We start from the raw sequence: 20,962 nt of genomic DNA on the forward strand, positions 1-20,962 counted from the left end.
TCGGCAAAACTCAAACCCGGAGTCTCGCTCACGCTGGATAAAAGTTGGGGGCAACGTCACCCGGCATGGCAAGCCCGAAATAGTCAACACGGATCAGGGCAGCCAGTTCACATCGACCGACTTCATCAAGGTTCTGGCGAGCCGGGAGATCAAGATCAGCATGCCTCTCGGTGATGGCTTGCAATCACCTGCCGGTAACAGACGGCAAAGGGGCGTGGCGTGACAACGTCTTCGTAGAGCGCCTGTGGCGGACCATTAAATACGAAGAGGTTTACCTGCACGCCTACGCCAGCGTCTCGCAAGCCCGCGCCTCCATCGGGCGCTATCTGGGCTTTTGCAACAGCCGACGACCTCACTCATCGCTTGACGGCAAAACGCCCGATCAGGCCTACTTCAATCAGCCGGTGCCAGACGCGGTCGCGGCGTAACCAAGGCGGAAAACCACTTACAAAACGCCCGGAACCTTGTCAGACAAACCAAATCACCTCTGTTCGCCGTCGTATTTTCCTGCTGGGAGGCCGTCGTCGTAGCGCGTCGACATGCAGCCTGATGGGGAAACAGGCAAACATCCGTTGCCATAATCCCTACGTTACCAAGGGCGGATCTTGATTGAAGCATTTCGACTGAACGGTCAATCTCCTACAACGTCCTAAAATTAGAGGTTTATACGCGAAAGGTGTGAGTGCTTTGTCTCAGTCTGAAATCGAAAAGCCCTACTCGGTGCAAGCTGTGGCATTGAACTAGGCAGCAAGCCCTTTGGACCCAAGGGCCAGAAACTTGTCGCGCCGATCCTTGATCAGTGCCTTGGGTTTCAGCCCGTCGAGATCGCCCAGCATGGCCGTAATGCATTCGCTGACAGCTGCGATGGTCGCAGCGCTGTCGCGGTGTGCGCCACCCAGCGGTTCTGGGATCACGTGGTCGGTGACCCCCAGCTTGAGCAGATCCTGCGCGGTAAGGCGCAGCGCCTCGGCGGCTTCGCGCATCTTTTCAGAGTCTTTCCACAGGATTGATGCGCAGCCTTCGGGCGAGATCACCGAATAGACCGAATGTTCCAGCATCGCGACCCGGTTCGCCGTGGCAAAGGCCACCGCGCCGCCGGAGCCACCTTCGCCGATGATCACGGACACCAGCGGCACACCGATCTGCAGGCAGGTTTCGGTGGCGCGGGCAATCGCCTCTGACTGGCCGCGTTCCTCGGCGCCCTTGCCTGGATAGGCGCCGGGCGTGTCGACCAGTGTGATCACTGGCAGGCCGAACCGGTTGGCCATCTCCATCAGGCGTACGGCCTTGCGGTAGCCTTCGGGGCGGGCCATGCCGAAATTTCGCTTGATGCGGCTTCCGGTGTCATTGCCCTTTTCATGACCAAGCACAACAACGGGGCGGTCGTTGAACCGGGCAAGTCCGCCCATGACCGCATCATCCTCGGAAAATTTCCGGTCGCCGGCGAGGGGCGTGAATTCCTGAAACAGCGCATCGATATAATCGCGGCAATGGGGGCGGTCAGGATGACGGGCCACCTGACATTTGCGCCAGGGTGTCAGCTTCTTGTAAAGATCTTTCAGAAGGTCGGATGCCTTTCGGTCCAGCGCTGCCGCCTCGGATTCGATATCCATCTCTTCATTGACCCGCGCCATGGCACGCAATTCTTCGGCTTTGCCTTCGATCTCGGCCAAAGGTTTCTCAAAATCGAGGTAATGGGTCATTGACAGGCTCCGCTTCGGTGTCTGGCGTCATATGAACGCATGACGGCGGCATTGCAACTCTCTGCCCTGTGATCTCAGTGGATCAGCACCGGCAGAAGCGAGGCAACAAGCAGCGCGGCCATGGCCCAGTTGAAGGCGCGCAGCCGTCTTGGGGCGCGCAGCACGCGCCGGACCTGCTGACCGGCAATCGTCCAGACCGAGGTCGACAGGACGCCGCAGATTGCAAAGGCTGCTGCCACCCAGAGCATTGCGCCAAGGTCGTGACCTGCCGCATAAAGCGTGATCGCGGAGAGCCCCATGGACCATGCCTTGGGGTTGACCCATTGAAACGCCGCTGCCTGCACAAAGGTCAGGGGCTTTCCTGTCGCCTCGGCCTCTTGTGGTGGCGCGGCATGGGCGATTTTCCAGGCGAGGTAGATCATATAGACGACTGAGGCGATCTTGAGCAGCAGATAACTTTGTGGCCAGAGGTCAAACAGCTGCATCACCCCCAGACCGACGAGGATGATCATCATCGGAAAGCCCAGCCCGATGCCCAGCATATGCGGTACTGTGCGACGTAAGCCGAAGTTGGCCCCCGAGGTCATGAGCATCAGGTTGTTCGGCCCCGGTGTCATCACGGACACCAAGGCAAAAAGCAGCAGAGCGGGGAGGTTTTCAGGTGTCATGCCCGCAATATCTGACAGAATTCGCAGCATGGAATTGCAAACTCTGCAGATTTTGGTGAAATAATGCAATTTATGAGCGTCATGGATAGCATTGATCAAAAGATATTGCGCGAACTGACTCGCAACGGGCGGATCAGTAATCTTGCGCTGGCCGAGGCAGCTGGGCTGTCGCCGTCGGCCTGTCTGCGGCGGGTCACTGCGCTGGATCGGGAAGGGGTTATCACCGGCTATCGCGCCGTGCTGAGCCCGGAAAAGACAGGTGTCGGTTTCGTGGCCTATGTCACCGTGGGGCTGGGGCAGCACACCAAGGCGGCGCAAGAGGCGTTTGAACGCGCCATCGCCCGCAGCCCCGAGGTGCGTGAATGTCACAACATCACCGGGGCTGTGGAGTACCTGTTGCGGATCGAAGCGGCCGATCTGGCCGCCTACAAGCATTTCCATACCGAGGTGCTGGGCACCCTGCCGCAGGTGAATGCGATCACCTCTTATGTGGTCATGGGGTCGCCCAAGGATGAGCGCGCCTGAGACGCTAGCCCGCGATCATCTCGAATTGTTTCACGATCACTTCGGCCTGTTTGATGCTGGCGATGTCCACCAGACGGCCCTTGTAGACGGTCGCGCCTTCGCCCTTGGCATTGGCAGCGTCCATAGCGGCAAGAATTTCGCGGGCCTCGGCGACGGCTGCTTCTGACGGTGTGAAAACTTCGTTCGCCAGAATCACCTGCTTGGGATGGATCGCCCATTTGCCGACCATCCCCAAAGTCGCCGAGCGCAGCGCCTGCGCACGAAAGCCTTCGTCATCGCTGAAATCACCGAATGGGCCATCGACGGGCAGAACGCCATGGGTGCGGCATGCAGCGACAATCGCTGTCTGCGCCCAGTGCCAGGGATCGGACCAGTATTTTGCCCCCTCTCGCGCCATGTAATAGTTTTCCTGCGTCCCGCCGATCCCCGTGATGGACATTCCCATGGAGGCGGCGAAATCGGCGGCACCAAGGCTCATCGCCAGCAGGCGCGGGGTGGCAGCGGCGATCTCTTCCACATGAGAAATGCCGGCTGCGGATTCGATGATCACTTCAAAGGCCAGCGTCTTGGTCCGGCCCTTTGCGCGCTCAATCGCCGTGACCAACGCATCCACGGCGTAAAGGTCAGCCGCGCAGCCCACCTTTGGAATCATGATCATGTCCAAACGTTCCGACGCCTGTTCCATCAGATCCACCACGTCACGATACCAGTAGGGCGTGTCCAGCCCGTTGATCCGCACGCTCAGCGTCTTGGTGCCCCAGTCAATATCACCGATGGCCTTGATTACATTGGCGCGGGCGCTGTCCTTGTCCGACGGCGCCACGGAATCCTCAAGATCAAGGTTTATGACATCGGCAGCACTCGCCGCCATCTTTTCAAAGATCGCAGGGCGCGAGCCGGGGCCAAACAGCTGGCAGCGGTTGGGGCGGGCGACGGGGGCAGGCTGAATGCGAAAGGACATGCGGTGCGCTCTCCTTGAAAGGATGTTACGTATTCCATTGCATACCGGTTATTAAATTACCAAGCGGGTCGCAAGGGAAATTTGCACCTGCAGCATTGCGCTGCGCCGCAGCGCGGGCGCGTCAGGGAAAGTGCAGTCCGTGCACGTTTCTTCGGCATTGCCTCAAGTTTGCGCAGTGATCGTGCAGCAAGCACTGGAATTCCCGGATAAAAGCACATTAGTTGCACCCCAAAGCGGCTAACGTGCCGCGAAATCCAACAGCCGGGAGACTACTATGATTGAGACGCCATACCTTCTGTTTCTGGGCGATGCGCCCGACGCCCTTGCCGCCAAAGTTGCGCAGGGCATCAAGGACTGGCGCCCTGACAACTGTGTCGGCCAGTTCCGCATGGACGGCTGCAAGGCCGACATGAAGCTGCCTGACATGACCCTTGCCGAAGCCAAGGCCGCCGGCGCCAAGACGCTGGTGATCGGTGTTGCCAACCGTGGTGGCCTGATTTCCAAAGCCTGGAAGCAGGTGCTGCTTCAGGCGCTCGAAGAGGGTTTTGACATCGCCTCGGGCCTGCACAACCTGCTGCGCAACGAACCGGATCTGGCTGCCAAGGCCAAGGAACTGGGGCGCACGCTGCATGATGTGCGTATTCCTGTCGTGCAATATCCCATCGCCAATGGCGAGCCGCGCACCGGCAAACGGGTGCTGGCCGTGGGGACCGACTGTTCCGTGGGAAAAATGTACACAGCGCTGGCGCTGGACCGCGACATGCGCAAGGCGGGCATGAAATCCACCTTCCGCGCGACGGGTCAGACCGGCATCCTGATCACCGGCGAAGGCGTGCCGCTGGACGCGGTGATTGCCGATTTCATGGCGGGTTCGATCGAATGGCTGACACCGGACAATGACGCCGATCACTGGGACATCATCGAGGGGCAGGGATCGCTGTTCCACGTGTCCTATTCCGGGGTGACACTGGCGCTGATCCATGGCGGCCAGCCCGATGCGTTGATCCTGTGCCACGAGCCGACGCGCGAGCATATGCGTGGGCTGCCGGGCTACAAGCTGCCGACCCTTGAGGCGGTACGCGACATGGCACTGAGCCTCGCGCAGGTCGCCAATCCCGCGTGCAAGGTTGTGGGCATCTCGATCAACACCCAGCACATGAACGACGCTGAGGCGACCGCCTATCTCGAAGAGGTCGAGGCACGTCTGGGTCTGCCCGCGGTCGATCCCTATCGCCACGGCGCCGAGCGTCTGGCCGAGGCGCTGGCGGCGCTTTAAGCCTGCTGAACCGTTCCCAAGGCCCTTGCGAGAGACTTCGCAGGGGCCGAATGTGCCCCATGTCTTGACTCGCGCACAGGGCTGCGGTGATTTTTTGCGTATTTGAAAAGAGAAGAAGGGATGAGGTCTTGCAGATTGACGTGACACACGATGTTTTCCGTCTGGCGGAGGTCTTTACCATCAGCCGGGGATCGCGGACCGAGGCCAAGGTGCTGACCGTGCGGATCACCGACGGCGACGTGACCGGCTGGGGCGAATGTGTGCCCTATGCCCGCTATGACGAAACGCTTGAGTCGGTGAGCGAGCAGATTGCCGGGCTGCCGTCGGTTTTGAACCGTGCCGCGCTCTATGATCTGCTGCCTGCAGGCGCTGCACGCAATGCTGTGGATTGCGCGCTGTGGGACCTTGAGGCCAAGAAGACCGGGAAACGTGTCTGGGAACTGGCCGGGCTGGCCAAGCCGGGCCCGGAGATCACTGCCTATACCCTGTCGCTCGACAGCCCCGAAAAGATGCGCGCACAGGCGGCGAAACACGCGTTCCGCCCGCTGCTGAAGATCAAGCTCGGTACGCCCGATGACATGCCGCGGCTTGAGGCCGTCCGAGCCGGGGCGCCCAATGCCCGCATCATCATCGACGCAAACGAGGGCTGGTCAGCTGAGGTCTACGCCGATCTGGCCCCGCATCTGGTGCGTCTGGGCGTGGCGCTGGTCGAACAGCCGCTGCCGGCGTCAGAGGACGAGGCGCTGATCGGGATCGACCGGCCCGTGCCGGTCTGTGCCGATGAAAGCTGCCATGATCGTGCGAGCCTTGCCCATCTCAAGGGCAAGTACGATGTGGTGAACATCAAGCTCGACAAGACCGGGGGTCTGACTGAGGCGCTGGCCCTTCGGGATGCCGCGCGCGCCGAAGGTTATGACGTGATGGTCGGCTGCATGGTCGGGTCCTCCCTCGCCATGGCGCCGGCGACGCTGGTAGCGCAGGGCGCGCTGGTGACGGACCTTGACGGACCGCTGCTGCTGGCCGAAGACCGCCTCGAACCGCTGCTTTTTGACGACAGCGGTGTGCATCCGCCCCTTGCTGCCCTCTGGGGCTGACCCCGATCCGAACCGAAGGACCTGAACCATGACCCGCACCGTTTACCTGAACGGAGACTACCTGCCCGAGACCGAAGCAAAGGTGTCGATCTTTGACCGCGCCTTTCTGATGGCGGACGGCATTTACGAAGTGACGAGTGTGCTGGAAGGCAAGCTTATCGACTTTCCTGGTCACGCCACGCGTCTGCAGCGGTCGCTGTCCGAACTGGACCTGCGCGCGCCCTGCACAATGGAAGAGCTGCTTGAGATCCACCGTGAGCTGATCCGTGTGAACGAGATCACCGAGGGTCTTGTCTATCTGCAGATCACGCGCGGCGCGCCAGGTGATCGGGACTTCGTCTTTCCCGACCCGGAAACCACTGAGCCGACCATCGTGCTGTTCACTCAGAACAAGCCGGGGCTTGCGACAAGCCCGATGGCCGACACAGGCATGAAGATCATCAGCATAGAGGATCAGCGCTGGGGCCGTCGTGACATCAAAACGGTGCAGCTGCTCTACCCGTCTATGGGCAAGATGATGGCGAAAAAGGCTGGATGCGACGATGCCTGGATGGTCGAGGATGGTTTCGTAACAGAAGGTACCTCGAACAACGCCTATATCGTCAAGGGCAACAAGATCATCACCCGCGCGCTCTCCAACGATATCCTGCACGGGATCACCCGGGCTGCCGTACTGCGTTTCGCGACTGAAGCGCAGATGGAAGTGGAAGAGCGTAATTTTTCCATCGAAGAGGCCCAGGGCGCGGATGAGGCCTTCATAACCTCTGCGAGTGCTTTCGTCATGCCGGTGGTCGAGATTGACGGGACGGCGGTTGGCGATGGCAAGCCTGGGCATCGTGCGAAGCGCTTGCGCGAGATCTATCTGGAAGAAAGCCTGAAGATGGCGATCTGATCCCAAGGCACCGTGTCCCGCAATACGCAGGGCAATCGTTGCTTATATCGCCCCGCGCTGTTTCAGTGCCTGAATGACATTGAGGTTCGACAGGTGACCGTCTTGGTGGGAGCGGTTACACCGAGTCGTGATCGGGCGCTGGAAACCAAAGTCGTGTCTGCGTGTTTTACCCACATGCAGCTTGGCATTGCGATAACCGCTTTGCCGCTGCATCCCACCTGAGAAGGAAACATCATGGGTGAACTTGCAGACAAGGCAAAAGGTAACGCTAACAAAGCCGCAGGCGCAGCAAAAGACGCTGTCGGCAGCGCGACGGGAAACAAGAAGCTTCAAGCCGAAGGCAAGGCACAGAAGCTAAAAGGGGACGTGCAAAGAGCGTCTGGTGCTGTCAAGGGTGCCTTGGGCAACAAGGTCTGACTGCAAAACTGTTTTAGATGTGCCGGTTTGATCCGGTCGATGCGGGCCCTGACTATACGATGTCAGGGCCCGACCTAATTTGGGAGGGCTCTTACTCCGCTGCGATCTTGTCTTGCGTCTTGGTGTCAAAATCTGACGCGCCGTGACGTTCGTGTAGCTGGGTTTCTGGTTCTCCAAAGGCGCGGTTTACCATGCGGCCCCGTTGTACGGCTGGACGGGCATCAATCTTTTGAGCCCATGCCATGACGTTGGTGTAGCTTTCCACATCCAGGAATTCCGCGGCCGAATAGAGCCTCCCCAGAACCAGCTGTCCGTACCAGGACCATATCGCCATATCGGCGATGGTGTAGTCATCCCCCGCGATGAAGGGTACCTCGGCCAGACGTTTGTCAAGCACGTCAAGTTGGCGCTTGGCTTCCATCGTGAAGCGGTTGATCGGGTATTCCCACTTTTCAGGCGCGTAGGCGTAGAAATGGCCAAAACCACCGCCAAGATAGGGCGCCGAACCCATCTGCCAGAAAAGCCAGGACAGCATCTCGGGACGGTCTTCGGGTTTGCCTAGGAAGGCGCCAAATTTTTCGGCCAGATGCAACAGGATCGCGGCGGATTCAAAGATCCGCTTAGGCGCATCGCCGCTGTGATCCATCAGCGCGGGGATCTTTGAATTCGGATTCACACCGACAAAGCCGCTTCCGAACTGGTCGCCATCACCGATCTTGATCAGCCAGGCGTCATATTCAGCGCCTGCGTGACCGGCGGCCAGCAGCTCTTCGAACATCACGGTGACCTTGACGCCGTTGGGTGTGGCAAGTGAATACAGTTGGAACGGATGCTCGCCAACCGGCAATTGCTTGTCATGAGTCGCACCGGAAGTGGGGCGATTGATACTTGCGAACTTGCCACCCGACGCGGCGTCGTTGGTCCAGACATTGGGTGGCGTGTAGGTGTCGGTCATAGGGTCAAGTCCTTGTGTGTCTGTCTATGTTCCATTTAGGACATTGAGCTAAAATTACCACGGCAGACAGAGGAATCCACTGCACTTAAGCCCGTATTGGGTCAGGTCCCGAAATGTTTTTTGCCTCTATTGCCCGGCCTGACGCTGTATGGCATCAGGGGGAAGTAACCCCACATTTCCGAGGCCCTTAATGAATACGTTTACTTCCGCCGCCGCCGCGGCAATCATCACCGTCGGCACCTTATAGGTCGCCGCTGCGCAAGACGCTTAAGGCACCGCTGTTACGTTGGGCTATAATAACTATAACAGCGATGGCGGTCAGAATTTCGATGGCGGCACAGCGCAGTTCGATACAACGCTGGCTTTTGGGCAATTCTCCTTCGATCTGGACGTCAGGTTTGACTCGGTCAAGCAGAATGGCGTGAGCCAGACAAATCTTAGCACGGACCTGATGCCGAAATACTGGTTTGCCCCCAGCTTTGGCGTCGGCATCTATTTCGCCCGCGACTCGGTTGATCTGGATCCCGGGCAATGCGGTAACCAGCAGCATTCTCAAGACCGACCGGAACGCGTGCAGCGGAACATTGTCCAGCGTCGGGTTCTAAGCTCTGCGTTCAGTCTATCTCCAGAGCGCGCTGATTTCGATCGGCGCGTTTCGCGTTTGCGGTGTCGTCCTTAAAGCACGCCGATATCGGCCAGTGCCCCGGCTAGTTCGGGGGGAAGGTCGTCGTCCAGTGCACGTTTCCCTGAAAGGTCGGCAGGCGCATCAGCAGGGGTGAGATAGCGCCAACCCTGAAACGGGCGTTTCTGTGCCGGGCTCGTGCGGACCAATGTTGGGTCAAGCACTATGGCGCAGCGGCGGACGCCATCGCCGCCTTCGTATTCATCTAGCCGCAGTATGCGCTGGCGGCATTGCACTAACCCTTTGACGACCCAGTAGATAGAGCCGCCGTTCAAGATCTCGGCCTCGCGTTTCGGCCACATCCGCGTGATGTGGCGCGGTAAACTGTCCGGTCCCTGTGCCCGCGCGGAGGCCTGCCAGTCGGCCAGATCCTCGACCGACTCTGTCCCAACGCTGAGTTTCAGGATATGTGTGTGTTCATCCATAGTTATGTCCCTAGTCTGTCGAAAAACGACATACATATTGTAGTCTGTTGGCAAAATGCTTCAAGCTGTGGTATTTTACCGAAGGTAAGTCTATCCGTTTTTTCCACTGACAGCCGTTGTGATCCGGCGGCGTTCTGCGCTATCTAGTCCCCCTGCACTGCCAAATCCAGCACTTAGGAATCGCCACATGACCCGCTTTGCCGCCCCGATCGCCGAACAAATCTGGGACATGAAATATCGCCTGAAGGATGCGGACGGGACCGCCGTCGACTCCAGCGTCGAAGATACTTGGAGGCGCATCGCTCGTTCACTAGCGGCGGTCGAAACCGAGCCGAAGCTCTGGGAAGAAAAATTCTATGCTGCGCTGGAGGATTTCAAATACCTCCCCGCAGGACGCATCATTGCCGGTGCTGGCACGGAACGCTCTGTCACCCTGTTCAACTGCTTTGTCATGGGCACTATCCCTGACAGCATGGGCGGAATTTTCGAGATGCTGCGCGAAGCGGCGCTGACCATGCAGCAGGGCGGCGGCATCGGTTATGATTTCAGCACGATCCGCCCCAAGGGTGCGAGCGTCAAAGGCGTTGCGGCGGATGCCTCTGGCCCGCTGTCCTTTATGGATGTTTGGGACGCGATGTGCCGCACAATCATGTCCGCCGGGTCGCGCCGCGGTGCAATGATGGCCACCATGCGTTGCGACCATCCGGATGTTGAGGATTTCATCGCCGCGAAGGCAGACAGTGCCCGTCTGCGCATGTTCAACCTGTCCGTATTGATCACCGACCCGTTCATGGATGCGGTCAAGGCGGATGGTTCCTGGGATCTGATGTTCGATGGCACGGTCTATCGCACGGTGCAGGCGCGCGATCTGTGGAACCGGATCATGAAGGCTACGTATGATTACGCTGAGCCGGGCGTGATCTTTATCGACCGCATCAACCAGGCCAACAACCTGAGCTATGTCGAACAGATCGCCGCGACCAACCCCTGTGGCGAACAGCCTCTGCCACCTTATGGCGCGTGCCTGCTGGGGTCGATCAACATGGCGCGTCTGGTGGCGGATCCGTTCGGCGAGGGCGCGTCGCTGGACGTGACTGCGCTGGACGATCTGGTGTCGACCGCCGTGCGGATGATGGACAACGTCGTGGATGCATCTAGGTTCCCGCTGCCGCAGCAGGCTGAAGAGGCCCGCAACAAGCGCCGCATCGGTCTGGGTGTGACCGGCCTTGCCGATGCCCTGTTGATGGTGGGACTGCGCTATGGTTCGGAAGAGGCGGCCCGTCAGACCGAAGACTGGCTGCACCAGATCGCACGCGCGGCTTATCTTGCGTCGGTTCAATTGGCCAAGGAAAAGGGCGCCTTCCCGCTTTTCGACGCCGAGGCGTATTTGAACAGTGGCACCATGCGCAAGATGGATGGCGATGTGCGTGATGCGATCCGCGAACATGGCATCCGCAATGCCCTGCTGACCTCCATCGCTCCAACCGGGACAATCTCACTCTATGCCGGGAATGTATCTTCGGGGATCGAACCGGTCTTTGCCTATGCATACACCCGCAAGGTTCTGCAAAAGGATGGCACCCGGAGCGAGGAAGAGGTCGTCGACTACGCCGTGCAGATGTGGCGCGAAAAGTTCGGCGATGTTGAACTGCCTGAGTATTTCGTGAATGCCCAGACGCTCGCGCCGCTGGACCATGTCCGGATGCAGGCCGCCGCACAGAAATGGGTAGACTCTTCGATCTCCAAGACGATCAACTGCCCGGAAGACATCTCGTTCGAGGATTTCAAGGAAGTCTACCTTTCGGCCTGGGATTCCGGCTGCAAGGGCTGCACGACCTATCGCCCTAACGACGTGACGGGTTCGGTCCTGTCGGTGTCGGAGGAAAAGAAGCCCGCGCCCGAAGTGGTCACTTCGGAAGAGGTAGAACCCCGGCAGCCCCATGGCGACGTGATCTACATGTCAGAACCTCTGGACCGCCCGCAACAGCTTGAGGGCAACACATACAAGCTGCGCTGGCCCGACAGTGAACACGCGATCTATCTCACCATCAACGACATCATCGTCGGCGGACGCCGCCGACCGTTCGAGGTCTTCATCAACTCCAAGAACATGGAACATTTCGCTTGGACTGTTGCCCTGACGCGTATGATCTCGGCTGTCTTCAGGCGCGGTGGCGACGTTACCTTTGTGGTCGAAGAGCTCAAGGCCGTCTTCGATCCGCGCGGCGGTGCTTGGGTCAAGGGCAAGTACATCCCCTCGATCCTCGCGGCCATCGGTGGTGTGATCGAAGAGCACCTCATCCTCACCGGGTTCCTTGAGGGCGAAGGCATGGGGCTAAAGTCTGATCCGAAAGCACAGGTTGTCGGCATAGACCTGCCTCGCGGAAAACCCTGCCCGTCGTGCGGTCAGTTTGATTTGAGAATGATCGAAGGATGCATGACCTGCGCGAGCTGTGGACACTCGAAATGTCAATAGACATAAGGTAAGCTCATTTATGTCGTGTAGGACCCACTAAATCTTGTCCATTTCCGGGGTAATTTGTCCATTCCGGCACAGGATTAAGGGCCACCGGCTGCGCTGCAGCCGGTGGTTTCTTTTTATATCAATGACTTGCTCGTTTGGTGGATTCGCGGCCTGTGATGCGCCGTGGCGGCGCTTCGCCCTGGTGGGCGCCGTTGACGGCTGGTCGCACATTCGGCATCCCTCAGGGCAAATCCGGCCGGGTTCTTTCCAACCTCCCCCTCCTGCAGAGCCTCTGCTCGAGGGCTTGGCGCAACGCGCCAGAAAGGACCTCTATGACGAAGATCAAGTTCATTGATGCACGCTTCGCCGATCCCTACGAGAACGAGTTCGCGCTCAAGCGCCGCTTCGAGTGGCATCTGCGCAAGCTCCGCGCCCTTCAGGAAGGGGTGTGCCCAAAGGTAACCGGAGCTGTTCAGGCAATCGGCGATATCGCCAACTTCATAGGGTAGTTCCTTTTCGAGCATCACCTTACCTTTGGCATCGACGACACAGATGGCACATGAGCGAAGTGACACATCCAAACCGGCAAAATATTCCATCATTCATCTCCCTTGTTCACAGTCTGACTGTGATTTTAACAGGAGCTCGACCTCTGAATAGGGGCAGCCCAATTACGCATGCTCTGGGCCGTTCTTACTTCGCACGTCGCATGAGACCGTCGTGGATGGTTTTGATTTCGTCATCAAGGTGCGGTCCACGGTAGACAGGCACCTCCTCGCCGGCGATCAACTCACTGTCCTTGAGGTTACCGATATCGACAGGGCCGGGCACAGCAGAGATCGGCTCGATTTGCTGTGTGTCGCCGATCACAAGCGCACGTTTGGCCAATGCAAAAGAGACGCCTGCGACCTCAGGCAGGACTTGTCCGGCTTCGTCGACGATCAGCAGGTCGATGAAATTGTAAAGGCTGTCGGTCGCGAACTTGCCGCCTTGGAAGCGGCTGCAAGACAGCTTCCCTGGGAGGCTCGCAAAGGTGGCAACGGCGCAAGGCGTCAGCATCATGCGACGTTGCCATCGCGGCTCGACCGCCTTTCGTCCTGTCTTTTCATGGGAGGTGGTGATGGCATTGAGATCGGCTTCCATCGCCATCAGCCATCGACCTTCCCAGTAATGGGTCGCGAGCGGGAACAGATCGAAACGGGACCCGAGGTCAGCCTGCCGTTCCAGAACCTCCAAATCATCTGAGCTTCCGAACGCTTCAGCCGCCTTGCGCCAGGCCAGCTCGCTGGCCGCCGCCTGCTGCGTGAGAGCTACGGCCCGGGCAAGTTGTTGTTTGGCTGAGGCGAGTGTTTTCTGCTCCTGTCTTAGCGCGTCCGAGACCCGCGCCTCGATATCCTGGATACGGGTTATGTCCCGCAATCCGCCCACGCGATCCCCGATCGCGAGCTTCGCCCTCAACGCGCGCTTGCGCTTGCGCTTGACCGAAGACAGAAAGCCGAACACGCCGACAACCCATGATTCAGAGGCGAGGTAGTGATCCAGTGCCTCTCGGGCGGCAGCGAGGCGATCCGCAGCCTCCTGACTGGCATCGACTGCTTCCGCCCGCCGGGTCTCTTCTTCTTCCGGATCTTCGCCGAGTTCCGACAGAAGGGTTTCAGCGCATGTCCTGCGGCGGTCAAGGGTTTTATCAATCAGTCGAAGTTTGTCGACTTCTGCGGTCATTCTATCCCGTAGTCTTCCGACAAACCCGGCAACGTCTTCATCCTTAGCTTCTGGAAATGCTTTTCCTGCGGCGTCCAGCCAGGCAGCTCGTGCCCGCTCGACGTAGGATACGGACTCGCATTCAGCCTGAAACGCCTCAGTCTGATAGCGCTGCGCGGCCTCCATGCGTCGGGAATGCGAAGGTAGGAACATCCCGAAGCTCTTGATCCCCGGCAACCAACGCCCGGCAAACACGCCATCGCCCGCCGCGAAATCCTTGCCGAAGGCGTCGATAATATTGGTGACAGCCTGATTGTTCGACGAGGCTGCTACAATCACCGGCGGGTCGCCCCCTTCAAGCGCTGCCTTCACCCAGAGGCCTGCCACTGCGGAGAGCAACATGGTCGTTTTGCCAGTCCCTTGCGGGCCGTTCACCGCGATCACCTCACCAGGTTACGAAGCGTCGAGCCAGGCCAGGACCTGCCGCTGATGTTCGGCTAGAGGGAAGTGCGAGTTTGAATGTCCAAGGCGCCGGGCAAAGTCATTTTCGATGCCGTGATCCGCCACGACCTCAGGGCAGTGGGGCAACGCAATCTGGCGTAGAAGCGGCGTGTCCGGTTCATTGGCCATTAGGTTGTCGTACAGATCCAACATGCCGCGCACCGTTGCATCGGCACCTTCCGAAACCTCGATGAAGCCGCTTCCAATCGGCAAATATTCCTTTTCGTCAGAGGGCCAGCGCGGTGCGAGGGCCTCGACCATCTGACGGCAGTGCTGGCGGTAGTCTTGCCAGCCGTCGACTGTCGTCATTTCTGGCAGGGGCGTCGTCGTTAGGAAAGCGTCGAGCGCCTCAACCGATCCAAGAGCAAAGGCACCCCGCGGCAAGGGGTTCAACAGATCGCGCGCGAAGGCATTACGCGTCGGCACGAGCCGCCCCGCTCGGTCCACGAAGCCCTCGGTTACCACCGGAGCAACGATCTCAGGCATGCCGTCGGCGCGCGCCGCGGCATGCGATGCTTTGCGCGCCGTCACCAAGGGCCAGAAGCGAACCGAGACCGTACCGGAACCCTCCTTGCCCTGGAACAGTGACTGGACCAATTGCTTGGGAAGGTTACCCGTCTGGAGCGCATCGTTTGGGAGCACCATGAACCTTTTTCGGTCTGCGGCCCGGAACGTCCCTTCTCCAAGCGCGCCGTCCGCGAGGGAGGTCCGCCAATAACGCAGGACGTTCGATAACGTTTTGGGCATTCAGGCGCTCACCTTGGGGCTATTGCAAATAAAAAAACTGAGTATGCACTGCGACTTGCTCAGACTGTCCTGATTAGTGACCTTTTGATGATGGGAGAACAAGTGCTAGCCGTTCAGTCCGCAAACCAACGATGCGCGGCTCCTCTCTACAACTCCGAACGTTCTCTCCGTCTCACAGAACGGACGGTCACCATCTGAAAATGCTGTGCATGAACCAATGGCCGGTTTGGGGAAGCTGCATCGCGGCATTCTAACAGCGGGTGGATGGCCGGGAAGGGCCGTTCGCTACCGTGTTCCTCGCTCGACACGAAGGGCGGATTGCGGACCTTCGCTGCAAGCGCACGGGGGATACCCGGCCAACTGCTGAAGCGGACATTCAGCCTGGAGATAAAGTCTATATTTTCCCGATCGACACGCAGCGCGGGAGCTGACTGGAAGGTCTTGGCCAAAAAAATTTAAAAAAACTGACATTTGTCCAGCCTGCGTGTTTATCTAACCACACGATTGGTGGTGAAGCGCCTTTCCCTAATGCTTGAAATCAATGATCTGCGGCCTTGGCCTGGCGCAAACCGTCATGTCACCTGCCAAGAACGGAACGTGTGAAAATGACCAATCCTTTACGTATCGATATCGTGTCCGATGTGATGTGCCCGTGGTGCATCATCGGTTACCGGCAGTTGTCGCAAGCGCTCGACGCAGCTGGCACCGACTATGAAATCCGCTGGCATCCGTTCGAGCTGAATCCGGAAATGCCACCTGAAGGCCAGAACACCCGCGAACATATCAGCGAGAAATACGGCAGCACGCCTGAGCAATCCGAGCAAGCGCGCAAGCACATGCAAGCATTGGCTGATGATCTGGGGTTTGACTTCCAGTGGACCGAAGACTCCCGCATGCACAACACGTTCAACACACATCAGCTGCTCCATTGGGCAGACCTGAAAGGTCGCAAACACGATCTGAAGCTGGCGTTGTTCACCGCGCATTTCACGGACCAACGCAACCTGTCGGACGATGCCGTGCTGGCCGATGTTGCTGGCGAAATCGGGCTGGACCGTGCTGAAGCCGCCGCCGTGCTTGACGATCAGCGCTTTGCCAATGACGTGCGCAGCGCCGAACATTTTTGGCAACAACAGGGTATTTCTGGCGTGCCTGCCATCGTGTTTGATCAAAAACACCTCGTCACTGGCGCGCAGGGTGTGGACAATTACACCAGCATCCTATCGCAACTCGCCGAGATGAAAGGCTGATCCTGAGCCCGGGCGGCAAATGATCATCGTGATGGGAGGCTCGATGCGGCCGGTGTCCGCTGGAGTGTGCATCGGCCTTGCGCCGCGCACCGATCACAGCGCGACCCGACGCAGACGCAGTGCGTTGGAGATGACAGAAACGGACGACAGGCTCATGGCGGCGGCGGCGATCATCGGTGACAGCAGGACGCCGAAAAGGGGATAAAGCAGACCAGCCGCAATCGGGATGCCGATGGCATTGTAGGCGAAGGCAAAGAACAGGTTCTGCTTGATGTTGCGCAGGGTCGCGACCGCCAGTTTGCGGGCCCGGACGATCCCGGTCAGATCGCCGCCCAGAAGAGTGATCCCGGCACTCTCCATTGCGACATCGGCCCCGGTCCCCATGGCGATGCCAACATCCGCAGCGGCCAGCGCGGGTGCGTCATTCACGCCGTCGCCGGCCATGGCAATGATCCGTCCCTCTGTGCGCAGGCTGTCGACCAGCGCCTTCTTGTCTTCCGGCAATACACTGGCTCGCACCTCGTTTATACCTAGGCGATCCGCCACGACCTGCGCCGTGCGGGCGTTGTCGCCCGTCGCCATGATGACGCGCAGCCCGAGGTCGTGCAGGCTGCGCAAAGCGGCCGCGGTCGTGTCCTTGATCGGGTCGGCCACGGCCACGATCCCGATCAGGGCCCCGCCGCGGGCGAGGAACATCGTGGTCTTGCCTTGCGCTTGCAGAGCCTCGGCGGCACCGGTCGCCGCATCGGTTTCCAAACCGAGGGACAGCATCATCGCGCTATTGCCGAAAGCGATGAGCTGACCGTCCACCGCCCCCTTGACGCCTTTGCCCGTCACCGCATCGAAATCAGTTGCGACGCCGGGCGTGATCCCACGCTGCCTGGCCCCGGCCACGATGGCCTCTGCCAGGGGGTGTTCTGAGGCATGTTCCAGGGCGGCGGCCAGCGACAGCACGATGTCCTCTGTCGCGCCGTCAAAGGCCACCACGTCCGTCAGCGCGGGCTTGCCCATCGTCAGCGTGCCGGTCTTGTCCACGATCAGGGTATCGACGCGCGCCATGCGTTCCAGCGCCTCGGCGTCCTTGATCAGCACACCGGCCTGCGCCCCGCGCCCCGCCGCCGTCGTGATCGAGATCGGCGTGGCCAGCCCCAGGGCACAGGGGCAGGCGATGATCAGGACCGACACGGCCGCGGCGATGGCATGCACGAACCCCGGATTTGGTCCAAAGATGAACCACCCGGCAAAGGCCGCAAGGGCGACACCGACGACGGTGGGGACGAAAATGGCCGATACCCTGTCGGCCAGCCCCTGAATGGGCGCGCGGGACCGTTTGGCGTTCGAGACCATTTCGACGATCTTCGACAGGACGGTGTCGGCACCCACCTTGATCGCCTGCATGGCGATGGTCCCGGTCTTGTTGATTGTCCCGCCCGTGACGGTATCACCTTTGGTTTTTTCCACCGGCAGCGCTTCTCCGGTGATCATGCTCTCATCGAAAGACGAGTGCCCATCGGTTACCGCGCCGTCCACAGGCACCGCTTCTCCCGGCCTGACACGGAGCTGATCGCCCACCATCACATTCTCCAGCGGGGCGTCGTATTCGTTGCCGTCGGGAGTGATGCGCCGGGCGGTCTTGGGGGCTAGGTCAAGAAGGGCGCGGATCGCGTCGCCGGTGCGTTCGCGGGCCCGCAACTCCAGCACCTGACCGACAAAGATCAGGGCCACGATGACAACTGAAGCCTCAAAATAGGTGCCGACCCCGCCGTCCGTGCGATAGATCGCCGGAAAGGCCCCCGGCAGGAATGTGGCAAACAGCGAATAGGTATAGGCAGAGCCCACGCCAAGCGAGATCAGGGTCCACATGTTCGGGCTGCGGTTGACAAGCGAGTCCCAACCGCGCCGGAAGAACGGCAACGCAGCCCACAGCACGATCGGAGTTGCCAGCAGGAACTCGCTGTAGGCCGACATCTGATGCCCGAGCCAGTCGCGGACCGGCAGGCCGACCATGCCACCCATCGTCAGCACGATCAGCGGCACCGCCGCCGCCACCGAGATCCAAAGCCTGCGGGTGAAGTCGACCAGCTCGTGCGAGGGTTCATCCGTAGGCGTCATCGGTTCCAGCGCCATGCCGCACAGCGGGCAGGCGCCCGGTGCGTCGCGCACGATCTCGGGGTGCATCGGGCAGGTGTACTGGGTGTCGGCGACGACGGCCTTGGGTCTGTCCGTCGCACGGCCACTGGCATAGAACCAGGGATCGCCCTTGAACTTGCTTTGGCACTTGTCAGAGCAGAAATGGAACGTCTCGTCCTGATATGTCTCAGTCCGAGTTCCCGGCTTGATGGTGACCGTCATGCCGCATACCGGGTCCTTTGCCGTGTCCACACCCTCTGGGGCAGGGTCTCTTGTCATGTGAAGCGGGTGGTCCATGTCATGCCAACTTTCTGTTTTGTCGCGGCGCAGGTGGAAATGGGCTGGCCAAGCCAGTCATCAAGTGACGCCAGTCAAGAGCACCCATGCCACGAGACTGATGTCGTTCCGCAGTCTCAGATCGCCGCGACCGCCTGCTTCGGCAGGACGCGCACCTGGCCCGCAACGGTGTACAGCTCCGCGTTGTCAATCGCCTGCATCGACGTGACGGGGTCGATCGCACGCTTTATGATCGCGCCCATCATGCCCATGCAAATGGGTTTTATGTCACCCATCATGTTCATCGATGTGCCACCTTTATCTCAGAGCGAAACCTGAACGGTCGTTCCGCCAGCGACGGCGGGTCCAACGGTCAGGGCTGTAAGGCCGAATGAGAGCAGGGCGACAACAGTGCGTCTGCTGTAAGACTTATCTTCACTTCCAAGGAACACTGGCTGCACGCCAAGACCATCAGCGTAGGCCAGTTGGGACGCTGCGATGTTGATTTCAATCAATTTGCCTGGCGGTAATTCGGAAATTTGCCAAGCTGCGGCACGTGATCGTGTTTCGGTCATGATCTCGTTTGATGCTTTTTCGCATAAACGCACCTTCGCCGTGACGTCTGGCCTGCGCTCGATCGCCGCGAGCGTCGCCGCGTTCTGATCGGATGTTCACTTCCACTAGTTCTGTTACATATCGCGCCAAACTATTATTTCGGTGCAAATGAAACTTATTTCTCAAAATTTCTGGGCTTTCCTAGTGGATCCACGCGGATTGAGCCCACGCGAGCTGAGCCTCCAAGACAATGGCATTTCGGTTGTCGGTAAGTCGCACAGCCTGATCGGTTTTGGAGATGTCGCTGCCAAGCCTTTTGCGAGAAGAGGCCTGCTCTTTTCGTCTCTGGCACTGAACTTGGGCAACGGGGCGCAAGTCATTCTCCCCGCTGCCAAGCTGGCAGCCGCGATCGATTTTGCTGATGCCGCCGAGAGCGCCTGGTCGAAATTTAATCTTGAGCAACTCGCGAAAGAGGAGAAGGCCATACGCGACCTCCTTCATGCCTTGGGCGGGTTGAAGGCGCCGGAACACTATCCATCCGCTTGCCATGTTGATCCGTTGGCGCGGCAGGCGGGTGTCCTGCGCTTTGCAGACGGTCGCGCCCCTTCGCTGCGAGTGCGAGATATCGAGGCCAGCTTTACGGAAGCGGACGCACTTAACGCCGCTGACGGACTCGGTGATGCTGCAGGCAGTTCGACCGGCAGCAACGCGCAGGAAGCCCCATTTGCAAACTCCACCTTTTGGCACGATCAGCCGAGTTTTTACGCTGTGGTGCCGCGCTCGGGAGCTGACGTTCGCCGCAGGTGCATGATCCATTAGCAGCCAACCGGCAAAAGTGCGGACAACATTGCCCCGCGACACAAGCTATTTCCAGAGCGCTTCAAAACGGTAAACAGATCAGTAGACGCCGTCTGTGGCTATGTTGATCGTCGCGCCACAATGCTTGCAATGCACAGCATCCGGATCATGGTGCGTGAGACCACATACACGGCAAGGCTGACGGACCTTCTGGGGTCTGAAGATCACCTGAGCCAGACGCAGGAAGAGCGTGACCCCGATGATCATCACGCCAACCGAGATCAAGCGACCGGAAGTGCCTTCGAGAATAACATCTCCGTATCCCGTGGTCGTGAGCGTGCTCACGGTGAAATAGAGGGCGTCCACATAGTTACCGATATCAGGGTTCGTCTGGTGCTGTGTCGCGTAGATGAGGCCAGTCATGACGAATAGGAAGACCGCGAGGTTGATGGATGCGATCAGAAGCTCTTCTTTCTCACGGAAAAATGGCACGTCCGCTCTGAGGCGATCAAGTAGCTGGTATGTATGCAGCAGCCTCAAGGTGCGCAGGACACGCAGGAAGCCTGCACTGCCCCCCGCTATGGCGATCAGAAACGACCCGATGGAAAGGATGTCAGCAAGCGAGATGGGATTCACTAAAAATCTAGCTTTGCGCTTGCTGATCGCGAATCGCGCGCAGAAATCCAAGAGGATTATGAGTCCGATCACGACATCTATAACCGGAACTGTTCGACCATCGGATGTGAAGGACGTCGCTACGACATAGAGGATGGTCGCGATGTCAAAATATAGCAGACCGTAGCGAAACCGAGACGCGGCATCGCTCTCTCCCTCATAAATTTCACGTATCTTGCCCACCCAACTCGCCATGCTGATCCGATTATCTCCTTGCGATCCAGTGCGCCTTTATGTGCTGCATCGGAGAGTGACGACAAGGGTGTG

The 20,962-nt window shown here is 59.3% G+C and carries 21 protein-coding genes and 1 pseudogene; 10 read left to right on the top strand and 12 right to left on the bottom strand.

Annotated features, from left to right (window positions below):
- Nucleotides 1-428, top strand: a pseudogene (locus P775_RS27210) (transposase); the annotation flags it as partial.
- Nucleotides 429-740: 312 nt separating this feature from the next.
- Here the strand turns inward: P775_RS27210 and P775_RS27215 are convergent.
- Together P775_RS27215 and P775_RS27220 are read right to left on the bottom strand one after the other, a co-directional pair.
- Nucleotides 741-1,703 (bottom strand): acetyl-CoA carboxylase carboxyltransferase subunit alpha, encoded by a 963-nt coding sequence (locus tag P775_RS27215; RefSeq protein ID WP_099913931.1) that lies wholly within the window; start codon nt 1,701-1,703, stop codon nt 741-743.
- A 74-nt stretch (nt 1,704-1,777) separates the two neighbouring features.
- Nucleotides 1,778-2,371 carry a LysE family translocator gene (locus P775_RS27220; protein WP_099913948.1) on the bottom strand — a complete coding sequence of 198 codons (594 nt, stop codon included), beginning with the start codon at nt 2,369-2,371 and terminating at the stop codon, nt 1,778-1,780.
- Between the two features lie 81 nt (nt 2,372-2,452).
- Here P775_RS27220 and P775_RS27225 point away from each other — a divergent pair, with 81 nt between their 5' ends.
- On the top strand, nt 2,453-2,896 hold the full coding sequence (locus P775_RS27225) for an Lrp/AsnC family transcriptional regulator (protein ID WP_425439937.1): 444 nt from the start codon (nt 2,453-2,455) through the stop codon (nt 2,894-2,896).
- Between the two features lie 4 nt (nt 2,897-2,900).
- On the opposite strand, the gene P775_RS27230 is transcribed toward P775_RS27225, so the two are convergent.
- On the bottom strand, nt 2,901-3,857 hold the full coding sequence (locus P775_RS27230) for an L-malyl-CoA/beta-methylmalyl-CoA lyase (RefSeq protein ID WP_099913933.1): 957 nt from the start codon (nt 3,855-3,857) through the stop codon (nt 2,901-2,903).
- A 274-nt stretch (nt 3,858-4,131) separates the two neighbouring features.
- On the opposite strand from P775_RS27230, the gene dgcN reads away from it, so the two are divergent.
- The 4 genes from dgcN to P775_RS27250 all read left to right on the top strand — a co-directional run bounded on the left by dgcN (nt 4,132) and on the right by P775_RS27250 (nt 7,536).
- Nucleotides 4,132-5,133 carry an N-acetyltransferase DgcN gene (gene dgcN / locus P775_RS27235; RefSeq protein WP_099913934.1) on the top strand — a complete coding sequence of 334 codons (1,002 nt, stop codon included), beginning with the start codon at nt 4,132-4,134 and terminating at the stop codon, nt 5,131-5,133.
- Between the two features lie 128 nt (nt 5,134-5,261).
- Nucleotides 5,262-6,227 carry an N-acetyl-D-Glu racemase DgcA gene (gene dgcA, locus P775_RS27240; RefSeq protein ID WP_099913935.1) on the top strand — a complete coding sequence of 322 codons (966 nt, stop codon included), beginning with the start codon at nt 5,262-5,264 and terminating at the stop codon, nt 6,225-6,227.
- A 28-nt stretch (nt 6,228-6,255) separates the two neighbouring features.
- A complete protein-coding gene (locus tag P775_RS27245; protein WP_099913936.1) occupies nt 6,256-7,119 on the top strand; it encodes a D-amino-acid transaminase in 864 nt (287 codons plus the stop codon).
- 234 nt (nt 7,120-7,353) lie between these two features.
- Nucleotides 7,354-7,536: a CsbD family protein gene (locus tag P775_RS27250; protein WP_099913937.1), complete on the top strand. Its 183-nt coding sequence runs from the start codon at nt 7,354-7,356 to the stop codon at nt 7,534-7,536.
- Between the two features lie 91 nt (nt 7,537-7,627).
- On the opposite strand, the gene yghU is transcribed toward P775_RS27250, so the two are convergent.
- The 3 genes from yghU to P775_RS27265 form a co-directional block, all read right to left on the bottom strand.
- Complete coding sequence (yghU, locus tag P775_RS27255) at nt 7,628-8,491, bottom strand: glutathione-dependent disulfide-bond oxidoreductase (protein ID WP_099913938.1); 864 nt, start codon at nt 8,489-8,491, stop codon at nt 7,628-7,630.
- Nucleotides 8,492-8,732: 241 nt separating this feature from the next.
- Complete coding sequence (locus P775_RS27815) at nt 8,733-9,041, bottom strand: hypothetical protein (protein ID WP_143521017.1); 309 nt, start codon at nt 9,039-9,041, stop codon at nt 8,733-8,735.
- Nucleotides 9,042-9,166: 125 nt separating this feature from the next.
- Nucleotides 9,167-9,598 (bottom strand): DUF1489 family protein, encoded by a 432-nt coding sequence (locus P775_RS27265; RefSeq protein WP_099913949.1) that lies wholly within the window; start codon nt 9,596-9,598, stop codon nt 9,167-9,169.
- Between the two features lie 187 nt (nt 9,599-9,785).
- On the opposite strand from P775_RS27265, the gene P775_RS27270 reads away from it, so the two are divergent.
- Both P775_RS27270 and P775_RS28350 read left to right on the top strand, forming a co-directional pair.
- On the top strand, nt 9,786-12,074 hold the full coding sequence (locus P775_RS27270) for an adenosylcobalamin-dependent ribonucleoside-diphosphate reductase (RefSeq protein ID WP_099913940.1): 2,289 nt from the start codon (nt 9,786-9,788) through the stop codon (nt 12,072-12,074).
- A 320-nt stretch (nt 12,075-12,394) separates the two neighbouring features.
- Nucleotides 12,395-12,571, top strand: a complete 177-nt coding sequence (locus P775_RS28350) for a hypothetical protein (protein WP_180287610.1) — start codon at nt 12,395-12,397, stop codon at nt 12,569-12,571.
- Nucleotides 12,572-12,755: 184 nt separating this feature from the next.
- Here the strand turns inward: P775_RS28350 and P775_RS27280 are convergent, their stop codons facing one another.
- Together P775_RS27280 and P775_RS27285 are read right to left on the bottom strand one after the other, a co-directional pair.
- Nucleotides 12,756-14,198: a DEAD/DEAH box helicase family protein gene (locus P775_RS27280; RefSeq protein WP_143521018.1), complete on the bottom strand. Its 1,443-nt coding sequence runs from the start codon at nt 14,196-14,198 to the stop codon at nt 12,756-12,758.
- An 18-nt stretch (nt 14,199-14,216) separates the two neighbouring features.
- Nucleotides 14,217-15,011: a DNA helicase I gene (locus tag P775_RS27285; protein ID WP_143521019.1), complete on the bottom strand. Its 795-nt coding sequence runs from the start codon at nt 15,009-15,011 to the stop codon at nt 14,217-14,219.
- 605 nt (nt 15,012-15,616) lie between these two features.
- Here P775_RS27285 and P775_RS27290 point away from each other — a divergent pair.
- On the top strand, nt 15,617-16,261 hold the full coding sequence (locus P775_RS27290; protein WP_099913943.1) for a DsbA family oxidoreductase: 645 nt from the start codon (nt 15,617-15,619) through the stop codon (nt 16,259-16,261).
- A gap of 93 nt (nt 16,262-16,354) precedes the next feature.
- On the opposite strand, the gene P775_RS27295 is transcribed toward P775_RS27290, so the two are convergent.
- The 3 genes from P775_RS27295 to P775_RS27820 all read right to left on the bottom strand — a co-directional run bounded on the left by P775_RS27295 (nt 16,355) and on the right by P775_RS27820 (nt 19,242).
- Nucleotides 16,355-18,670 (bottom strand): heavy metal translocating P-type ATPase, encoded by a 2,316-nt coding sequence (locus tag P775_RS27295; protein WP_099913950.1) that lies wholly within the window; start codon nt 18,668-18,670, stop codon nt 16,355-16,357.
- 134 nt (nt 18,671-18,804) lie between these two features.
- On the bottom strand, nt 18,805-18,972 hold the full coding sequence (locus P775_RS28355; protein ID WP_180287609.1) for a hypothetical protein: 168 nt from the start codon (nt 18,970-18,972) through the stop codon (nt 18,805-18,807).
- 18 nt (nt 18,973-18,990) lie between these two features.
- Entirely contained in the window at nt 18,991-19,242 is a 252-nt protein-coding gene (locus P775_RS27820) for a hypothetical protein (protein WP_143521020.1), read from the bottom strand.
- Nucleotides 19,243-19,390: 148 nt separating this feature from the next.
- On the opposite strand from P775_RS27820, the gene P775_RS27305 reads away from it, so the two are divergent.
- Nucleotides 19,391-20,041 (top strand): hypothetical protein, encoded by a 651-nt coding sequence (locus P775_RS27305; RefSeq protein WP_099913944.1) that lies wholly within the window; start codon nt 19,391-19,393, stop codon nt 20,039-20,041.
- Nucleotides 20,042-20,119: 78 nt separating this feature from the next.
- On the opposite strand, the gene P775_RS27310 is transcribed toward P775_RS27305, so the two are convergent.
- A complete protein-coding gene (locus tag P775_RS27310) occupies nt 20,120-20,890 on the bottom strand; it encodes a potassium channel family protein (RefSeq protein ID WP_180287612.1) in 771 nt (256 codons plus the stop codon).
- Nucleotides 20,891-20,962 lie beyond the last annotated feature (72 nt).

The sequence above is a fragment of the Puniceibacterium antarcticum genome (assembly GCF_002760615.1).
Taxonomy (GTDB): Bacteria; Pseudomonadota; Alphaproteobacteria; order Rhodobacterales; family Rhodobacteraceae; genus Puniceibacterium; species Puniceibacterium antarcticum.